Here is a 15,965-nt window from a genome sequence, read left to right on the forward strand (position 1 = left end):
CTGCCCTTCAGGAGCAAGCTTCGCCTAAATCAAATTAAAATATGAAAGGCGCTTGTTATTACCCGTGTCTAGACCTATATCGTTGTTATCGGATTTTGGCCGGACAATCGGGTCGCTTCGCTTTTGACACTGTCAGGCGCACGTTCGGACTTTCTTACCATTACATCGACGAATCGAGCTGAGGTCGCGCTTTTGCGCGTCTTCACTCACGTGCATCTACAGCAATTGTGAAAGGCTAACCCCATGATTATGGGCACAGTAAAATTCTACAACGATATGAAGGGCTTCGGCTTCATCCAGCCGAACGATGGCAGCAAGGACGTCTTCGTTCATGCCACTGCCCTTGAGCGCGCCGGCATGCGCAATCTGGTTGAAGGCCAAAAGGTCTCCTTCGACACGGCCGAGGACCGTCGCTCCGGCAAGATCGCTGTCAACAATATCGAAACGGCGTAATCGCTGATGACTGGCTCAGGACATAGGCCTGTGCCGCTCGGTCTTGAAGCCGCTTCCCTGTGGGGCGGCTTTTTGTTTGCGTCCGCAATCAGTCGGCAGCGGTTATCCACCCTGCCCTGCCTAACAGCAGTTGGGCTCCAGGAGAGATGAATGTCTCACAAATATAAACTTCGTCAGTTGGTCCGCATCATCCATCCGAATTTCTCGGACAAGCGCGCAACGACAAGCGGCATCTACGAGGTGACTCGCCTGATGCCGGCCGACCAGACCGGCGAGGTCTCATACCGCGTCAAGTCGTCCGGCTTCGGCGAGCGCGCCGTGCGCGAGAGCGAGATCGCGGCACAGGCGTGACTCATTTGACCAACGCAGACGCCTTCTTTCACGGATCGCCGATCTACGATCCTGTTGCCGTGCTTCGTCAGGGTGATGAGGCCCTGTACGTTGCTCGGGTCGGCCGGAAGGCGTCACGACAGTTCATGATCCTCACGCCAACAGGCGAGCATGCCTGGCCACATGAGCCGCTCGGCAGCCTCTCGGATGTGGGTTGGGCTCTTCGAGCACACGCGTGGCACCTCGTGCCCCCCGAGCCGATGGGCGGCAGTGTTCAGCAAGCCAAGACACTGGCGCGGTTGCTTGGGGAGCGAACCTGACGATTACCAATGCAGAGGTGAATGCATGGACCAGATTACATCGCTCGTAACGCTTCAGCCTCTCAACCCGCAGGCGGCTCACCATGGTTGATCAACCAACCAATCTTGATGCGCATCGTGGCATGGCAGCCCAGAAAGCCACCGACCTTCGACGCCTGCGCTCCGAGGTCGAAGACGACCAGGCAGCGCTGCACGCAAGACAAGCGGAGCTCGAAGATCTGCTTGCGACAGCACCCGCAACCGACTGGCCGGAGGCAGTCGAGAAGGCGCGCTATCTGCTGGGTCTGCTCGCAAAGAACTTGGATGCATCCGACCTGCGTCGGCGCAGGCTGATCGACCGGGTGCTGGACGACTTCGACCATCTCCTCGACACGTCACCCCACAATTGAGCCAATTATTCCCCGATCCCGACTGACAACGGAGATACCCTATGGCCAGAGGCGAAAAGCGCGGCAACCGCGAGGCAAAGAAGCCGAAGCAGGACAAGCCTAAGAACCCGATCCCCGCCTCTCCCTTCGTGAACCAAGGCAAGGGCAGCACTCCGGCGAAACCGGCCGGCGGCAGGAGGGCATCATAGCTGAGCCGCAACGGGAACGAGATCAATCGAGGCTTGATCCACCACCCGCTGACATCCCTCAGAGACGGGTTGAAGATCGCGTCGAAGCGTTTCAGCATGTTGGCGGCTCGCTCATCGCTAAGGTCGAGGCCGCCCGGGCGCCGATGGTGGCCACCGATCCCACGACCGTCTAAATTTGCCGGTGACGGCTCGCTTGCTTGAGGAGAAAGCCATCGGGTTGAGGCCGCGGCATGAGCTTCACCTCATAACCGAGGCTCTGGAGCTCCCGCGACCGGTGATGAGCCGAGGCGCAGGCCTCGATCCCGATCAGGCAAGACGGCAAGCCCGCAAAGAACTTGAGCACCTACCCTCGCCCGACCCGGCGTCGGATCAGCACCTCGCCGGTGGCGCTGATGCCGCGCGCCTGAGAGACGGACTTGGCGATGTCCAGACCAATGGTGGTGACCATTCTCATGGGCTGCTCCTGTGTCGCTGGCTGCTCGAAACAACCATGCCACCTCACCCTAGGGGGCAGCCGTCCACTGCATCAATTCCGGGCCCTTGAGGCTCTCAAGCAAACTCAATTCATTGCTAGCTTGACGGGCGGCTGTGGAAATCACAGCCGCCCAGAAAACTGCCGCTACCCTTGGAAGGACCATTGCAACTTATCCGGATAAGAACTTGAACATCCCGCGAAAATGATTATTTTACTGATTGGTATCTTATGTAGCCGCGACGTCCTGATCTATTCCCCGTCCCGGCAGCAGATGGGAGAACCATGGGCCGCCATCGTGAATTCGATCCTGACGAGGCGTTGCACATCGCGCTTCAGGTCTTTCGACGTCGAGGCTACGAGGGCACTTCCATCTCCGACCTGACGGAAGCAATGGGCATCACGCGCCCAAGCCTCTATGCCGCATTCGGCAACAAGGAGGACCTCTTCCGCCGGACGCTCGATCTCTATGAGCGCCAGCACCTGTGCTTTGCGCACGAAGCCCTTCAAGCACCGACTGCCCGGACAGCGGTCGAGCGGCTCCTGCGCGGCTATGTCGACGTCCTGACCGATCCCATGAGCCCGCCCGGCTGCCTCGGCGTCAATGGGGCCGTGGCCTGCAGCGAGGCGAGCGAGTCCATCCGCGAGGAACTCATCGCTCGGCGGATGGTCAACGAGAACAACCTGCGCGATCGTTTGGAGAAGGCACGCTCCGACGGCGACTTCCCCAGCGATGAGGATCCCGCCGACTGGGCTCGCTATGTCGTCTCGGTCGGCCTTGGGATGGCGGTCAGGGCAGCATCGGGCACTTCGCGCGAGGAACTCCAACGGGTGGTTGATGTCGCCATGCGAAGTTGGCCAACTGCGCCGCGCTGAAACCTGGACCGCTCCCCATTCCTCAGTTCGAATGTTCTTTGAACCCTTCGACCGTCAGGCTGATCGGAACGACGGCAGTTCCAAGGTTCACTGTCGCCTCGATTGTTCCATCCGATGGAAGGCCTCCGGCGAGCCCATCAACCTCGATCCAAAGCCCCTCTCCGTCCATTGAGAGGACCTCACCTGGGGCCACAGGGATTGTGTCCAAGATCGTGTTCGTCCCATTACCGAGCGATGCTACGATCCGGCAGCGCCAGGCATCAGCGACTGTTATCCCTCCGAACGAGATTCGTTCACTGCTCCGATTCTCCAGCTGGAACATGATCTGCGCCCGATTTCCCCCCTTAGCGAGCGAGACGCGCACGTCCATCAGAACCACCTCGTTCGTGATGCGGTAGTCTTCCTCCGCCCTCACATCTTCCAAGAGAACGCCTATGACGAGAGATAGTACGGAAGCGGCCACAATTCGGAGACTTTTCCAAAACCGGATCATGGAAGGCACCCTATTCGTTTGGCAAGAGTGATCGAGGGCGTTACCTGAGGCAGCGCCCTCGCACTCGTTCAGCTCACCAGTTCCTTCACCAGATGCACATTTGTGACCGTATCCGATGCCGTCGGATCAGGCTGATGTCGAAGGCGGCGATTCCCTACCAATCGCCGGACTAGGACATAGAAGACCGGTGTGAAGAACAGACCGAATGCCGTCACGCCGATCATGCCCGAGAACACAGCCACACCCATGGCAGCGCGCATTTCAGCCCCCGCCCCCGTCGATACTACCAGCGGCACGACGCCCATGATGAAGGCAAGCGAGGTCATCAGGATTGGTCGCAGACGCAGGCGACTCGCCTCGATTGCCGCTTCAGCAGGAGTGCGCCCCTCAAACTCGAGCTCACGGGCGAACTCCACGATCAGGATCGCGTTCTTAGCCGACAGGCCGACCAGTACAATGAGTCCGATCTGGGTGAACACGTTGTTGTCGCCTGCCGTCAACCACACGCCGACCAAGGCCGCAAGCAGCGCCAGCGGCACGATTAGGATGATTGCTACCGGCAGCGTCAGGCTCTCGTATTGCGCCGCAAGGACCAGGAAGACGAGCAGAATGGCAACCGGAAAGACCAGAATGCCGGAATTTCCTGCCAAAATTTCCTGATAAGTCAGCTCGGTCCACTCGGCCCTGAATCCTTTCGGTAGGGTCTCGGCCGCAATCCGCTCGACCACTGCCTGCGCCTGCCCCGACGAGTATCCCGGAGCCGCCTGTCCGTTGACGTCGGCCGAGAGGAAGCCGTTGTATCGCATCGCGCGCTCCGGCCCTATGCTCGATCGGATGCTCAACAGGGCCGTCAGCGGAATCATCTCGCCCGAGTTTGAGCGCACCTTCAAAAAGCCGACATCCTCCGCGCGGGCTCGGAACGGAGCATCCGCCTGAACGCGTACAGAGTAGGTCCGTCCAAACCTGTTGAAATCGTTCACGTAGACAGAACCAAGATAGATCTGAAGCGTGCTGAACACATCTGAGATAGCAACTCCGAGCTGGCGCGCCTTGGCTCTGTCGACATCTGCATACAGTTGAGGGACGTTGATCGAATAGCTTGAGAACAATCCCGCAAGCTCGGGCGCCGCTGCCGCCTTAGCCAGGAAGTCCTTTGCCGCCCGATCGAGTGCCTCGTAGCCGAGGCCGGCCGTATCCTCAATCTGTAGCTTGAAGCCGCCGATTGTACCCAGCCCCTGCACCGGCGGAGGAGGAAAGATGGCGGTCACAGCCTCTGTGATGGCGGCGAACTTCTGGTTCAGTTGACCTGCGATTGCTCCGGCACTCAGGCTTGGGTCTCGGCGGTCCTCGAATGGCGCAAGGGTCAGGAATACGATGCCGGCATTGGAGCTGTTGGTAAAGCCGTTGATCGACAGGCCAGGGAATGCGACGGCGTGCTCGACGCCTGGCTGCTTCAGTGCGATGTCGGTCATCTGCCGGATGACACTCTCCGTTCTGTCGAGGGTCGCGGCATCCGGCAACTGGGCGAAGCCAACCAGGTATTGCTTGTCCTGCCCCGGAACGAAGCCGCCGGGCACAGTCTTGAACAGGAAGCCTGTCGCTCCCAGTAGAGCCACATACACGAAGAGCATCAAGAACTTAGCGGCGATCACCCGCCTCACGCCAGTGCCATAGGCATCTGCCCCCCGATGGAAGACCGTATTGAAGCGGCGGAACAGCCAGCCGAACAGCGCGTCCATGATCCGGGTAATCCGGTCCTTTGGCGCATGGTGGTCGCGAAGAAGAAGTGCCGCCAGGGCCGGGGACAGAGTCAGCGAATTGATCGCAGAGATCACCGTCGAGATGGCGATGGTAACGGCGAACTGCTTGTAGAACTGTCCTGTCAGGCCGCTGATGAATGCGAGCGGGATAAAGACTGCCACCAGCACCAGTGCGATGGCAATGATCGGTCCCGAAACCTCCTGCATCGCTCGGTAAGTCGCCTGCCGAGGGCTCAGCCCCTTCTCGATGTTCCGCTCCACATTCTCGACAACCACGATCGCATCGTCGACTACGATGCCGATTGCGAGAACGAGTCCAAACAAGCTCAGAGCGTTGATGGAGAAGCCCAGAGCTTGTAGGACCGCGAACGTGCCGACGATCGAGACCGGGACGGCAGCGAGAGGAATGATGGAGGCCCGCCAGGTCTGCAGGAACAGGATCACCACCAGCACCACGAGCAGCACGGCCTCAAGCAGCGTATTGACCACCGCGTCGATCGAGGCGCGCACGAACTGGGTCGTGTCGTAGACGATTTGGAAGTCGATGCCTTCCGGCATGTTGGCCTTGATGTCCGCCATCTCGGCGCGAACCTTATCGGCGATCTCGATGGCGTTCGACCCCGGCGCCTGGAGGATCGGGATGGCGACTGCCGGCTTATTGTTCAGCAGAGACCTCAGGGCGTAGTCGGCTGCGCCCAGCTCGATGCGGGCGATGTCGCGCAGGCGGGTGATCTCCCCGTTTTCACCCGTCTTGACGATGATCTCGCCGAACTGCTCCTCATCCTGGAGGCGCCCTTGGGCATTGATCGACAATTGGTGATCGATCCCCGGCAGACCGGGCGAGGCACCGACGACGCCAGCAGCCGCCTGCACGTTCTGAGCGCGGATCTCATCGACGATGTCGCTCGCCGAGAGACCGTGCTCGGCAATCTTCTGAGGATCCAGCCAGACCCGCATGGAATAGTCGCCCGATCCGAACAACTGAACTTGACCCACGCCCTGAATCCGGGCGAGTCGGTCCTTGACGTTGAGCGCCGCGTAATTGCGCAGATACGTGACGTCGTAGCGGCTATCGGGTGACAGCAGGTGAACCACCATCATCAGGTCCGGTGAGCTTTTGACGGTGGTAACCCCCAGACGGCGCACTTCCTCAGGCAGCCGGGGCTCGGCCTGCGAGACCCGATTCTGTACGAGCTGCTGCGCCTTATCGGGATCCGTGCCAAGGGCGAAGGTCACGGTGAGCGTCAACACGCCATCGGTCGTGGCTTGGCTGCTCATGTAGAGCATGTCCTCAACGCCGTTGACGGCCTCTTCAATCGGCGCGGCCACGGTCTCGGAGATAACCTTGGGATTCGCGCCCGGATATTGTGCGCGGACGACTACCTGGGGCGGCACGACTTCAGGATATTCCGAGATTGGCAGGACCCGCAAGGCGAGCAATCCAACCACGAAGATGAGCACCGACAGAACCCCGGCAAAGACCGGGCGGTCGATGAAGAAGCGAGAGATATTCATAGTGGCGGCCCTCAAGCCTTTAGTGTGCGATCAATTCCCAGCAGAGGCGGACGAATGCTGCATTCGAAGTGCAGCGGACGTCTCGGGCCTGTCGGATTGCGGCGCGATTAGTGCGCCTGGGCGGACCTTCTGAAGGCCGTCAACTATAATCCGCTCCCCAGGATTGAGGCCGCTGGTGACGATGCGCCCCCCGTCCACGGAAGCCCCGAGCTTGATCTCGCGGTAATTCGCCTTGGACGTCTGATCGACGACGAGCACGTATTTCTTGTCCTGGTCGACCCCGATGGCGCGTTCGGGCACGACGAGCGCGGATGTTGTCTTGGCTTGGCCCAACCGGATGCGCGCGAACTGACCCGGCATCAGGCGGTCGTCGCCATTGTCGAACACCGCACGCATCCGGATCGTACCACTGGCGCTGTTGACTGTATGATCAATGAGCTGCAGCTTGCCACGCACAACCTCGGCCCCCGGTCCTGATTGCATTTCGACCGGAATACGGTCGAGATGATCGCGCCGGTTGCGCCCTGCCGGCAATGTCTCGATAGCCCGCTGTACCGCGCGCTCATCAGCGTCGAAGCTCACGTAGATCGGGTTGGTCGAGACGATAGTCGTCAGGACCGGTGCGCTGGATCCGCCATCGACGAGATTGCCCGCAGTCACCTCAATTTTTCCCACCCGTCCGGAGATCGGCGCGCGCACCTCGGTGTAGGACAGGTTGAGGCGCGCGGCCTTTGCGACAGCATTAGCGGCGCTCAGGTTGGCCTCAGCCTCACGGACATTGCTCAATCGTGTGTCGAGGTCACGCTGAGCTATGGTCTGGTTGGCGGTCATTTTCATGCCGCGCTCCAGTTCGCCGCGGGCAAAGGCGAGATTGGCCTCTGCCGCGCGGACCTGGGCCTCCGCCTTCTCAACCTCGGCGATGTAGGGTGCGGGATCGATGGTGAAGAGAAGATCTCCTTTCCTGACCAGCGATCCTTCGCGGAAATGGACCGACTCGATAGCGCCGGGAATCCGGGGACGCAGATTAACCCGCTCGATCGCCTCAAGACGGCCCGAGAACTCCTCCCATAGAGAAACGTCGCGACTGTCGATGGCGGCGACGTTGGCAGGCATGGCCGACGGCGCCGGCCCCGTGTCGCTGCCCCGGGTCGCCGTGCTGCCGAGCACGGGCCAGAGAGCGACGCCACTCAAGATCGCACTCACAGCGCCGAGAGAGGTCAGAAGTCGGGTTCTGGAAACGATTGTCATGTTGGAGCCGTTCGTTTGAAATCCGCCCGGCCTCGAGAGTGCGCCGGAATCGTACCGACTGGTATAATACCGATTGGTACATTTTCAAAGGACCGCTCAGAAATTTTTATATCAAATGGTACAAAAAGGACGTCTACAGCCTGTTGGAACGGCACCTATGTGCGCTAGCGCACCCGCCACGTTACTATCTGCACCCTACGATATTCAGTAACGAAGACAAACCGCCGAGCGGCTCCAGCCGACAAGCTGATGTAGGCGTCCAGTGCAGGCAACGAACCCTGTAAGGATAGCTTAGAGGAGTTTCGTTCAGGAATGCAAACGGATATACAAAGGACTGGCACAAAAATTCTAGATTAAGGCAGCTAAAAACCCTTGGAGAGAAAAGATCTTCCTGATACCTGCAGAGAATCCCCCTCTCCGCTAATATCTAAGTCTCCGAAAATAAATAAATCGCCCTTATAGGTCTCCATCTTTAAATGCCAGATTTCTTGTGCCAACTCGGCCGCAGCCATTCTCTGACAAGCGTTTGCCGGGCACCGAAGAGGGCTTTTATGGCTCTACCCCTGCCTCTGTTTTTGCCTAAAAGCTGGCCAGTCCGGTTATGGGCGACAAGCAGGTGCGTGAGTGGTCCATTGGTTAACGACTGCACTCAGTTCAGGAGCGGAACTCCGGGCAAAGTCTGCAATGTGCTAGGAGGAAACCTCGATCACCCTTCAAGAGCCTGCGAAGAGAGTATTCTTGCCTTAAGCAATAATAGTTAAGTGCCATAGCAAAAGAATAACAGCCAAGCTAAGAGCGCCAGAGACGCATTTCCAGAACGTAACAGGATTGCGCTGAGCTAATGGTGCCGGCTTCAGGAGAGTCGGGTTGGGATGACGCAAGTCGAAAGTGAATTCTGAAAGCGCATCATATCGCTTCATGGGATTGGGATGCAGGGCCTTGCGCAATGCATGGTCCATCCATTCCGGCACTTCCGGATTGATCTCCGAGGCAGGGACATAGCGCAGTCTTCTCTGCTGCATTGGGCTGCGTATCTTTGACACCTCGGCTCCATAGGGGAGCCGACTGGTAAGCATCTGGTAGACGATCACACCCAACGAGAAGAGATCAGAACGCCAAGTGCCTCTCTCACCGGCGAAATACTCCGGAGCCGCGTACTGCGCCGTACCGAGAACATCGTCATGGATTGCCTCTGGAGCGGCCTCGACAACGCCAGCCACACGCGCAGAGCCGAAATCGATGATCTTTACCGTCCCAGATTGGTCAATCATGACATTCTGAGGCCGCAGATCTTGATGCAACATCTCGAGACGATGGAATGCGTGCAATCCCTTGACGATCTGCTCAGCAATATCGCGAACGGTATCCAGATCCGGGTGGGGGTGGTCGATCATCCACTGGGCCAATGTTCGGCCCTCCACATACTCCGTCACGACATAAAGCCGGCTGCGCTTTCGGGATTGAGCCTGAGCCTTGAGAACATGAGGACTGTTCATACGCCGGGCGATCCACTCCTCCATTATGAAGCGCTTCAGATGATCGGCATCGTTCCGAAGCTCAGTTGACGGGAGCTTTAGGGCTACGGGTTTCTGGGTCTGCGTGTCGAAAGCAAGATAGACGTGACTGCGACTACTGGAATGCAGCTCACGCACGATCCTGTAGCCGTCCAGCAGATTGCCTGGCTCCGGCGGGGCCGACGGCCCCAGCTCCGCGACGCCAGTTATGAACTCGCCTGCATTCCCATCAGGCACCGCCTCGATCCGCACGATCTGAACCGTCAAATTGTCACGGCTACCTGCCCGCAGCGCCTCGTCAACGATCGTGCAGGCCGCTCGGTCAAGATCGTCCGCATGAGCCTTGATGGCAGCCACAACTGCTGCACCACTGACATGCTCGTGCACACCATCGCTCGAAAGAATGAAGGTATCGCCTACTTGCAACGGCACAGTGGTGTAGTCGATTTCCACACTCGGCTTTGCGCCAAGTGCACGAGAAAGATAGCTCTGCTGAGATGATACGATGACGCGGTGATCGTTGGTCAGAGGCTCCAGAACACAGCCAGCCAGCCGGCTTACACGACAGTCCCCAATATGGAAGACATGCGCGAGGCACGATTTCAGGATCATCGCCGTGAAGGTGCAGACATAGCCCCTGTCCATATCAACGGAGCATTGGCTGCGCCGGGTCTCGGCATGAAGCCATGAATTGGTCGCGCTGATCACTCGTCGTGCCGCAGTTTTGACGGACCAGGCATCGGATGTGCAGTAGTAGTCAGTGAGGAAGCTCTTGACAGCTGATTCAGCGGCGATGTGACTCACTGAACTTGTGCTGATGCCGTCAGCGATCGCAACGGCAATGCCCTTGAGGGCGAGAGCGGATCCGGTCGGGATCAAGGCGCCGTGGAAGTCATGATTGGCTTCCTTATGCCCCTTCTCGGAATGTTGTCCGATCGATACCGTCAGCGGCTGCGTCATGAAAATACCGGCAATGGAAACCCCGCCTCAGAACGGGGTTCCCATCTCCATTTGGTTACTCGGCAGGGAAAGCAGCCACGCCGACCCCGAGATCGCGACTACGCTTCGCGCCGGTGCGCATATGGGTTGAGTAGAGCGTAAGCCCAACGAACGCCAAGCCGCCCACAAGATTGCCGATGACGGTTGGGATCTCGTTCCAGATCAGATAATCCATTACCGAGAAATTGCCGCCGAGCAGCAGTCCTGATGGGAAAAGAAACATGTTCACGATGGAATGCTCGAAGCCCATGAAGAAGAACAGCATGATCGGCATCCACATGGCGATCACCTTGCCCGACACTGAGGTCGAGATCATGGCGCCGACGACGCCGGTCGCTACCATCCAATTGCACAGTACGCCGCGGATGAAGAGCGTGAGCATGCCTGCCGCCCCATGAGATGCATATCCTACGGTCCTTCCCTCACCGATGACACCGATCTTCTGACCGACCGCATCAGGTGCCTGGGTGAAGCCGAACGTGAAGATGATCGCCATCATGACCGCGACCGTAAAGGCGCCCGCGAAGTTCCCGACAAAGACGAGGCTCCAGTTGCGCAGAATACCGCCTATGGTCACACCCGGCCGCCTGTCGATCAGAGCAAGAGGGGTGAGCATGAAAACACCCGTGAGCAGGTCGAAGCCCATGAGGTAGAGCATGCAGAAGCCCACAGGGAACAGAATTGCGCCGACGAGCGGCTGACCGGTCTGGACAGTGATTGTGACCGCAAAAGCGGCTGCAAGCGCCAGAATGGCACCTGCCATATAGGCGCGGATCACTGTATCTCGGGCCGACATGAAGATCTTGGATTCGCCGGCATCGACCATTTTGGTGACGAATTCGGCAGGTGCGAGGTAAGCCATCGAAAATCCTTTCTCACGTGTGGGGCAGCCGATGCGCTAGGAAGGGCTGCATTGGTAACTGATCCGAATGAGCCGGCATTTGGTCCGGCTCGCTTTCCACGAGAGGCATTCCTCTCCACATACTCGCCGCCCTGTTGCTCTTCAGGCTACGTGTGCCAAGAGAGCGGAGATCGCGAGGAGGATCCGCTCTCCCTCCACGCGCAGCGGAATCCTGTGGGCACAACCTCGATCTGCACCTTGTGCCTCACCGGTCGCCAGACTGATCACCCAGTTATGCAGCGGGCAGGTCACGGAATGATCGTGCACGATGCCTTGTGATAGAGGACCTCCCTTGTGAGGACAGCGATCTCGAAGGGCAAAGAGGGTGCCATCCGTGGCTTTAAAGACCGCGATGTTTCCGCCGGGTGCCTGTACGACCCGCGACCCCAAAGCCGGTACATCGTCAACCGCGCCCACATCGATCCACTCACTCATTCCGCCGCCTCCGCCAGGGTGAAGTTCGCCATGGGATTGAACTCATGTGCATCACGTCCAGAGACTCGCTCGGCCCATGGATCGATCTGCGCAATGCGCTGCGAGATCACGAAACGCTTATAGAGAGCGCGGCGCTTCTCCAGATCCTCGACCACGCCCGCGCGGATGGCATCCACACCAACCCGGTCGGCCCATTTGTACATGCGCTCGAGATAGTGCCCCTGCTCCCGGTACAGCTGAGTCAGGGCCGCGATGACCTCAATGCATTCGTCCTCCTCCGGCACCTTGCACAGCACCTGCGTGCCCTTGATGTGCAGGCCAGCTGCTCCCGCGAAATGGATCTCGAACCCTGAGTCCACGCAGATCACGCCCACGTCCTTGCACGTCGCCTCAGCGCAGTTGCGGGGGCAGCCCGACACGCCCATCTTGACCTTGGCAGGCGTCCAGGAGCCCCACATGAACTTCTCGATCTTGACACCGAGACCGGTGGAATCCTGCGTGCCGAAGCGGCACCACTCCGTACCAACGCAGGTCTTCACCGTGCGTAGACCTTTGGCGTAGGCGTGGCCCGATACCATTCCCGCATCGTTGAGATCGGCCCAAACCGCCGGCAGGTCCTCCTTGCGCACGCCGAGCAGGTCAATCCGCTGACCGCCCGTGATCTTCACGGTTGGAATGTTGTACCGCTCTGCCACATCGGCGATGGCGCGCAATTCCCGCGGACTGGTCAGTCCGCCCCACATGCGCGGGACGACTGAATAGGTCCCGTCCTTCTGAATGTTGGCGTGAACGCGCTCGTTGATGTAGCGGGAGCGGCCATCGTCTTCGTACTCCTCAGGCCAGTCGCACAGGAGATAGTAATTCAGGGCCGGCCGGCACTTGGCACAGCCGCAGGAGGTCTTCCAGCCGAGCTCCTGCATGACAGCCGGGATCGACTTCAGTTCTGCCGCGCGAATAAGACGGCGCACCTCGTCGTGGCCAAGGTCAGTGCAGCCGCACATGGGCTCAACAGTCGACTTCTCGATTCTGTCGCCGAGCGTCAGGGCCATCACCTGCTCAACCAACCCTGTGCAGGTGCCGCATGACGCCGACGCTTTCGTATGCGCCCTCACCTCCGCCAGGGAGCTCAGACCCTTGTCGGCGATGGTCTGAACGATCCTGCCCTTGCACACGCCGTTGCACCCGCAGATCTCTGCATCGTCCGGCAAGGCAGCAACGGCCGCTGTAGGATCCAAGGGAGAGCCTCCGGGATAGGATTGCCCGAAAATCAGCGTATCACGAAATTCGGAGACGTCCGTCTCCTTGCGCAGAAGGTCGAAGAACCAGGAGCCATCCGCCGTCTCGCCGTAGAGAACCGCGCCGACAATGCGGTTGTTCTCGAGTACGATGCGCTTGTAGATCCCACGGGCCGCATCGCGCAGAACGATGTCCTGTCGATCATTGGCCTCGCTGAAATCGCCTGCCGAGAACAGGTCGATACCGGTTACCTTTAGCTTGGTAGCGGTGACGGAGCCGGCATAAGATGCCGTTCCGTCGCCCGCGAGCTGCGCGGCGACTACCTTGGCCATCTCGTAGAGCGGCGCCACGAGGCCGTAGCAGTGACCACGGTGCTCGACGCACTCGCCGACCGAAAATACGTCCGGATCGCTGGTGCGCATGTCGTCGCCAACGAGCACACCGCGGTTGGTCTTAAGCCCCGCCTCCTTGGCCAGCGTCACATTGGGGCGGATGCCAACCGCCATGACAACGATGTCGGCCTGCATCTCCGTGCCATCCTCGAGGCGGACACCTGTCACCTGCGTATCACCGAGGATTGCATGAGTATTGGCCTTGCAGCGAACCGTGATGCCGCGATCCTCGAAGGCCTTCTGCAGAAGATAGCCGGCAGATGGATCAAGCTGACGCTCCATCAGGGTCGGCATCAGGTGAAGGACCGTGACGTCCATACCTTGGGCCTTCAACCCTGCCGCGGCCTCAAGCCCAAGCAATCCGCCGCCGATGACAACAGCGTGTCCGCCCTTACCTGCCGCCTCGAGCATCTTGTTGACGTCATCGAGATCGCGATAAGTGACAACTCCTGGAAGGGTCGCACCCGGAATCGGCACCATGAAAGGGATAGACCCAGTGGCGACGAGGAGCTGGTCGTACTCTGCCGTCGTCCCGTCTGCTGCCATCACGCGCTTGGCAGCACGGTCAATCTCGACGACCTGTTTGCCGCGATGGAGGGTGATGCCATTCGTCTTGTACCAAGCATCGTCGTGAATCAAGATGTCTTCGTAAGCCTTCTCGCCGGAAAGAACGGGCGATAGCATGATGCGGTTGTAGTTCACGCGCGGCTCGGCGCCGAAGATGGTGACCTCGTAGGCTCCAGGAGCTCGCTCGAACAGCTCTTCCAGAGCACGGCCGGCGGCCATACCATTGCCGATAACGACGAGCTTCTTGGGCATCCCAGTCTCCCTGAGAAAGTAAAAGGGCCTAGGCGTTCATTTCCTCACGCCGCAACCAAGCACAATGTCGCCGCGCGAAGTGTCCACATGCCGCTCGCGCAGCATCCAAACCATTCATGCGACGTCGTTGTCGAAGCGGTGCCAGATGAGAGGCAAAGCTGTCTGATCTTCTCTGATCAGACGATCAAGCGGAGCATGTCGACTTCATTGTCGGAACCCGCGCTGTATTTGGGAAAAATACGAAATGCCTGATTTCTGCTCAAGGAGATAATTTAAGCATCGTGACCAACATATCATCAGCGGCTTGCTCCTACAGTCATCATCTTCACATAGACCCACTTGGTGGATAGGGCCTTCGCGAGCAAATCTTCCGCCTTGCCAGCACCTACTGGCTGAGACGCAACGCTCTCTTGGATGTCGCAGGTGGAACGACGCGACGTCTCAGCAAGTCTGGACGGGCGTTCACCTGTGTCCATGCCGCCGATATCGAACAGGCGCCGATGGATCGATCGATCAGCTAAACCGCAGCAGCGGTCTACAATGTCATCGATGACGAGCCAAGCCCGCCCTAAGACGTGATCACGTATTTGGCTCGCCTCCCGGATCCGAGTCTCTTAGGGAAGCGACATTCGAAGAAGCAGGTCTCGGGCCTGTGGTCCGCTCTTTCCATTAAAATAGCAAGTTGACCGGAAACTTGCAGAAGACGAACCGAGTGTGACGCTTCGCTCCCCCACACATCACGAAGGTGTTGGGATATCCCACGCCTTTGATGAGGATGCCCAGTCCTTGGCAGGGGTCGTCAGACAGACGGAATAGAGCTGACGTCACTGGCTAGCCTCTTGCCCAGTGCAGCGATCATGGGCTTGAGGTGAAAGCTGTCCCGAGGCATCGCCGCAACGGGCCAGCCTGCCTCCTCGACGGCCCGCGAGGTGACCGGGCCAACGGCAGCAATCAGGGTTCTCTGCATCGCCGATTGGAGCTTCGATGTTCTATCGAACTGCCGTGCGACCTCCTGCAATCGGTGCACCTGCGCCGTGCTGGTGAACGCGATCATATCGATGTCCTGCGCGACAATTGCATCGATCAGATGAGCGACACGCTCGCCCTCCTCGTCCGAGGCATAGCGATAGCACAGGATAGGATCAGGCTTGGCGCCCGCATCCTCCAGGAAACCCGTCAGCAGGGTCTCGCCTCCGGGATAGAGCTGCACACCGACGCAGCTGCCTTTCAGATCAAGTCCGCACAGGGTCGCGACCAAACCGGCCGTGGTTGGCTCCCCCGCCAGCACGTCCGGGCTGAGGCCGATGCCGCGCAGAACTTTCGCAGGCTTTGGCCCGCGAGCGATCTTGCGCGTTCGGCGAAGGCCAGAGATCACCTCCGCCTCCATGCGACCTCGCCGGGCAAATGCGAGAAGGCGAGCCAGCCCCTCCCCCGTATAGAGAATGAGGCTGTCTTGCTGCCCCTCGGCGAGCCGCTTGAGCCACGCATAAACCGGTACGGCATCGTCCACATCGTGGATCGAAACCAGGGGGCAACGGACAGGGACTGCACCATATCGTTCGAGCATGCGTACGAACAGATCAAGCTCGCGGCTCTCAGGCACGGCGATCTTTCGGCCTTGCAGC

Annotated in this window: 12 protein-coding genes and 1 pseudogene; 4 read left to right on the forward strand and 9 right to left on the reverse strand. The window is 59.3% G+C overall.

The genetic code is table 11. From position 1 onward, the window contains the following. The first annotated feature begins 243 nt into the window (after positions 1–243). The 3 genes from GR303_RS20310 to GR303_RS20320 all read left to right on the forward strand — a co-directional run bounded on the left by GR303_RS20310 (position 244) and on the right by GR303_RS20320 (position 1,492). Positions 244–453, forward strand: a complete 210-nt coding sequence (locus tag GR303_RS20310) for a cold-shock protein (protein ID WP_161725313.1) — start codon at positions 244–246, stop codon at positions 451–453. Positions 454–603: 150 nt separating this feature from the next. Continuing rightward, the gene (locus GR303_RS20315; RefSeq protein ID WP_161725315.1) at positions 604–804 is read left to right on the forward strand and encodes a hypothetical protein; all 201 of its coding nucleotides are present in this window, start codon (positions 604–606) and stop codon (positions 802–804) included. Positions 805–1,186: 382 nt separating this feature from the next. Next, positions 1,187–1,492 carry a hypothetical protein gene (locus GR303_RS20320; RefSeq protein ID WP_161725316.1) on the forward strand — a complete coding sequence of 102 codons (306 nt, stop codon included), beginning with the start codon at positions 1,187–1,189 and terminating at the stop codon, positions 1,490–1,492. A 417-nt stretch (positions 1,493–1,909) separates the two neighbouring features. Here GR303_RS20320 and GR303_RS25495 read toward each other — a convergent pair. Then, positions 1,910–2,017: pseudogene (locus GR303_RS25495) on the reverse strand (IS110 family transposase); the annotation flags it as partial. A gap of 420 nt (positions 2,018–2,437) precedes the next feature. Here GR303_RS25495 and GR303_RS20325 point away from each other — a divergent pair. Further along, complete coding sequence (locus tag GR303_RS20325) at positions 2,438–3,028, forward strand: TetR/AcrR family transcriptional regulator (protein ID WP_161725318.1); 591 nt, start codon at positions 2,438–2,440, stop codon at positions 3,026–3,028. 22 nt (positions 3,029–3,050) lie between these two features. Here the strand turns inward: GR303_RS20325 and GR303_RS20330 are convergent, their stop codons facing one another. The 8 genes from GR303_RS20330 to GR303_RS20365 all read right to left on the reverse strand — a co-directional run bounded on the left by GR303_RS20330 (position 3,051) and on the right by GR303_RS20365 (position 15,943). After that, positions 3,051–3,521 (reverse strand): hypothetical protein, encoded by a 471-nt coding sequence (locus GR303_RS20330; protein WP_161725319.1) that lies wholly within the window; start codon positions 3,519–3,521, stop codon positions 3,051–3,053. A 68-nt stretch (positions 3,522–3,589) separates the two neighbouring features. Next, a complete protein-coding gene (locus GR303_RS20335) occupies positions 3,590–6,796 on the reverse strand; it encodes an efflux RND transporter permease subunit (protein ID WP_161725321.1) in 3,207 nt (1,068 codons plus the stop codon). Between the two features lie 30 nt (positions 6,797–6,826). After that, positions 6,827–7,909, reverse strand: coding sequence for an efflux RND transporter periplasmic adaptor subunit (locus GR303_RS20340; protein WP_246205717.1), 1,083 nt, complete (start codon positions 7,907–7,909; stop codon positions 6,827–6,829). An 878-nt stretch (positions 7,910–8,787) separates the two neighbouring features. Beyond that, positions 8,788–10,518 (reverse strand): bifunctional protein-serine/threonine kinase/phosphatase, encoded by a 1,731-nt coding sequence (locus tag GR303_RS20345; protein WP_161725324.1) that lies wholly within the window; start codon positions 10,516–10,518, stop codon positions 8,788–8,790. Between the two features lie 55 nt (positions 10,519–10,573). Next, complete coding sequence (locus GR303_RS20350) at positions 10,574–11,419, reverse strand: formate/nitrite transporter family protein (protein WP_161725325.1); 846 nt, start codon at positions 11,417–11,419, stop codon at positions 10,574–10,576. A gap of 141 nt (positions 11,420–11,560) precedes the next feature. Beyond that, a complete protein-coding gene (gene nirD / locus GR303_RS20355) occupies positions 11,561–11,893 on the reverse strand; it encodes a nitrite reductase small subunit NirD (protein ID WP_161725327.1) in 333 nt (110 codons plus the stop codon). Then, positions 11,890–14,340: a nitrite reductase large subunit NirB gene (gene nirB, locus GR303_RS20360; RefSeq protein ID WP_161725328.1), complete on the reverse strand. Its 2,451-nt coding sequence runs from the start codon at positions 14,338–14,340 to the stop codon at positions 11,890–11,892. The genes nirD and nirB overlap by 4 nt, the downstream gene beginning before the upstream one ends. 799 nt (positions 14,341–15,139) lie before the next feature. Beyond that, entirely contained in the window at positions 15,140–15,943 is an 804-nt protein-coding gene (locus GR303_RS20365) for a uroporphyrinogen-III synthase (RefSeq protein ID WP_343038480.1), read from the reverse strand. Between the last annotated feature and the right edge of the window lie 22 nt (positions 15,944–15,965).

The organism is Microvirga arsenatis (genome assembly GCF_009910705.1).
Taxonomy (GTDB): Bacteria; Pseudomonadota; Alphaproteobacteria; order Rhizobiales; family Beijerinckiaceae; genus Microvirga; species Microvirga arsenatis.

Bases quoted from the DNA above. Each gene is read 5' to 3' on its own strand.
- GR303_RS20310 (WP_161725313.1), top strand. From the start codon at position 244: ATGATTATGGGCACAGTAAAATTCTACAACGATATGAAGGGCTTCGGC.
- GR303_RS20315 (WP_161725315.1), top strand. From the start codon at position 604: ATGTCTCACAAATATAAACTTCGTCAGTTGGTCCGCATCATCCATCCG.
- GR303_RS20320 (WP_161725316.1), top strand. From the start codon at position 1,187: ATGGTTGATCAACCAACCAATCTTGATGCGCATCGTGGCATGGCAGCC.
- GR303_RS20325 (WP_161725318.1), top strand. From the start codon at position 2,438: ATGGGCCGCCATCGTGAATTCGATCCTGACGAGGCGTTGCACATCGCG.
- GR303_RS20330 (WP_161725319.1), bottom strand. From the start codon at position 3,521: ATGATCCGGTTTTGGAAAAGTCTCCGAATTGTGGCCGCTTCCGTACTA.
- GR303_RS20335 (WP_161725321.1), bottom strand. From the start codon at position 6,796: ATGAATATCTCTCGCTTCTTCATCGACCGCCCGGTCTTTGCCGGGGTT.
- GR303_RS20340 (WP_246205717.1), bottom strand. From the start codon at position 7,909: ATGCCTGCCAACGTCGCCGCCATCGACAGTCGCGACGTTTCTCTATGG.
- GR303_RS20345 (WP_161725324.1), bottom strand. From the start codon at position 10,518: ATGACGCAGCCGCTGACGGTATCGATCGGACAACATTCCGAGAAGGGG.
- GR303_RS20350 (WP_161725325.1), bottom strand. From the start codon at position 11,419: ATGGCTTACCTCGCACCTGCCGAATTCGTCACCAAAATGGTCGATGCC.
- nirD (WP_161725327.1), bottom strand. From the start codon at position 11,893: ATGAGTGAGTGGATCGATGTGGGCGCGGTTGACGATGTACCGGCTTTG.
- nirB (WP_161725328.1), bottom strand. From the start codon at position 14,340: ATGCCCAAGAAGCTCGTCGTTATCGGCAATGGTATGGCCGCCGGCCGT.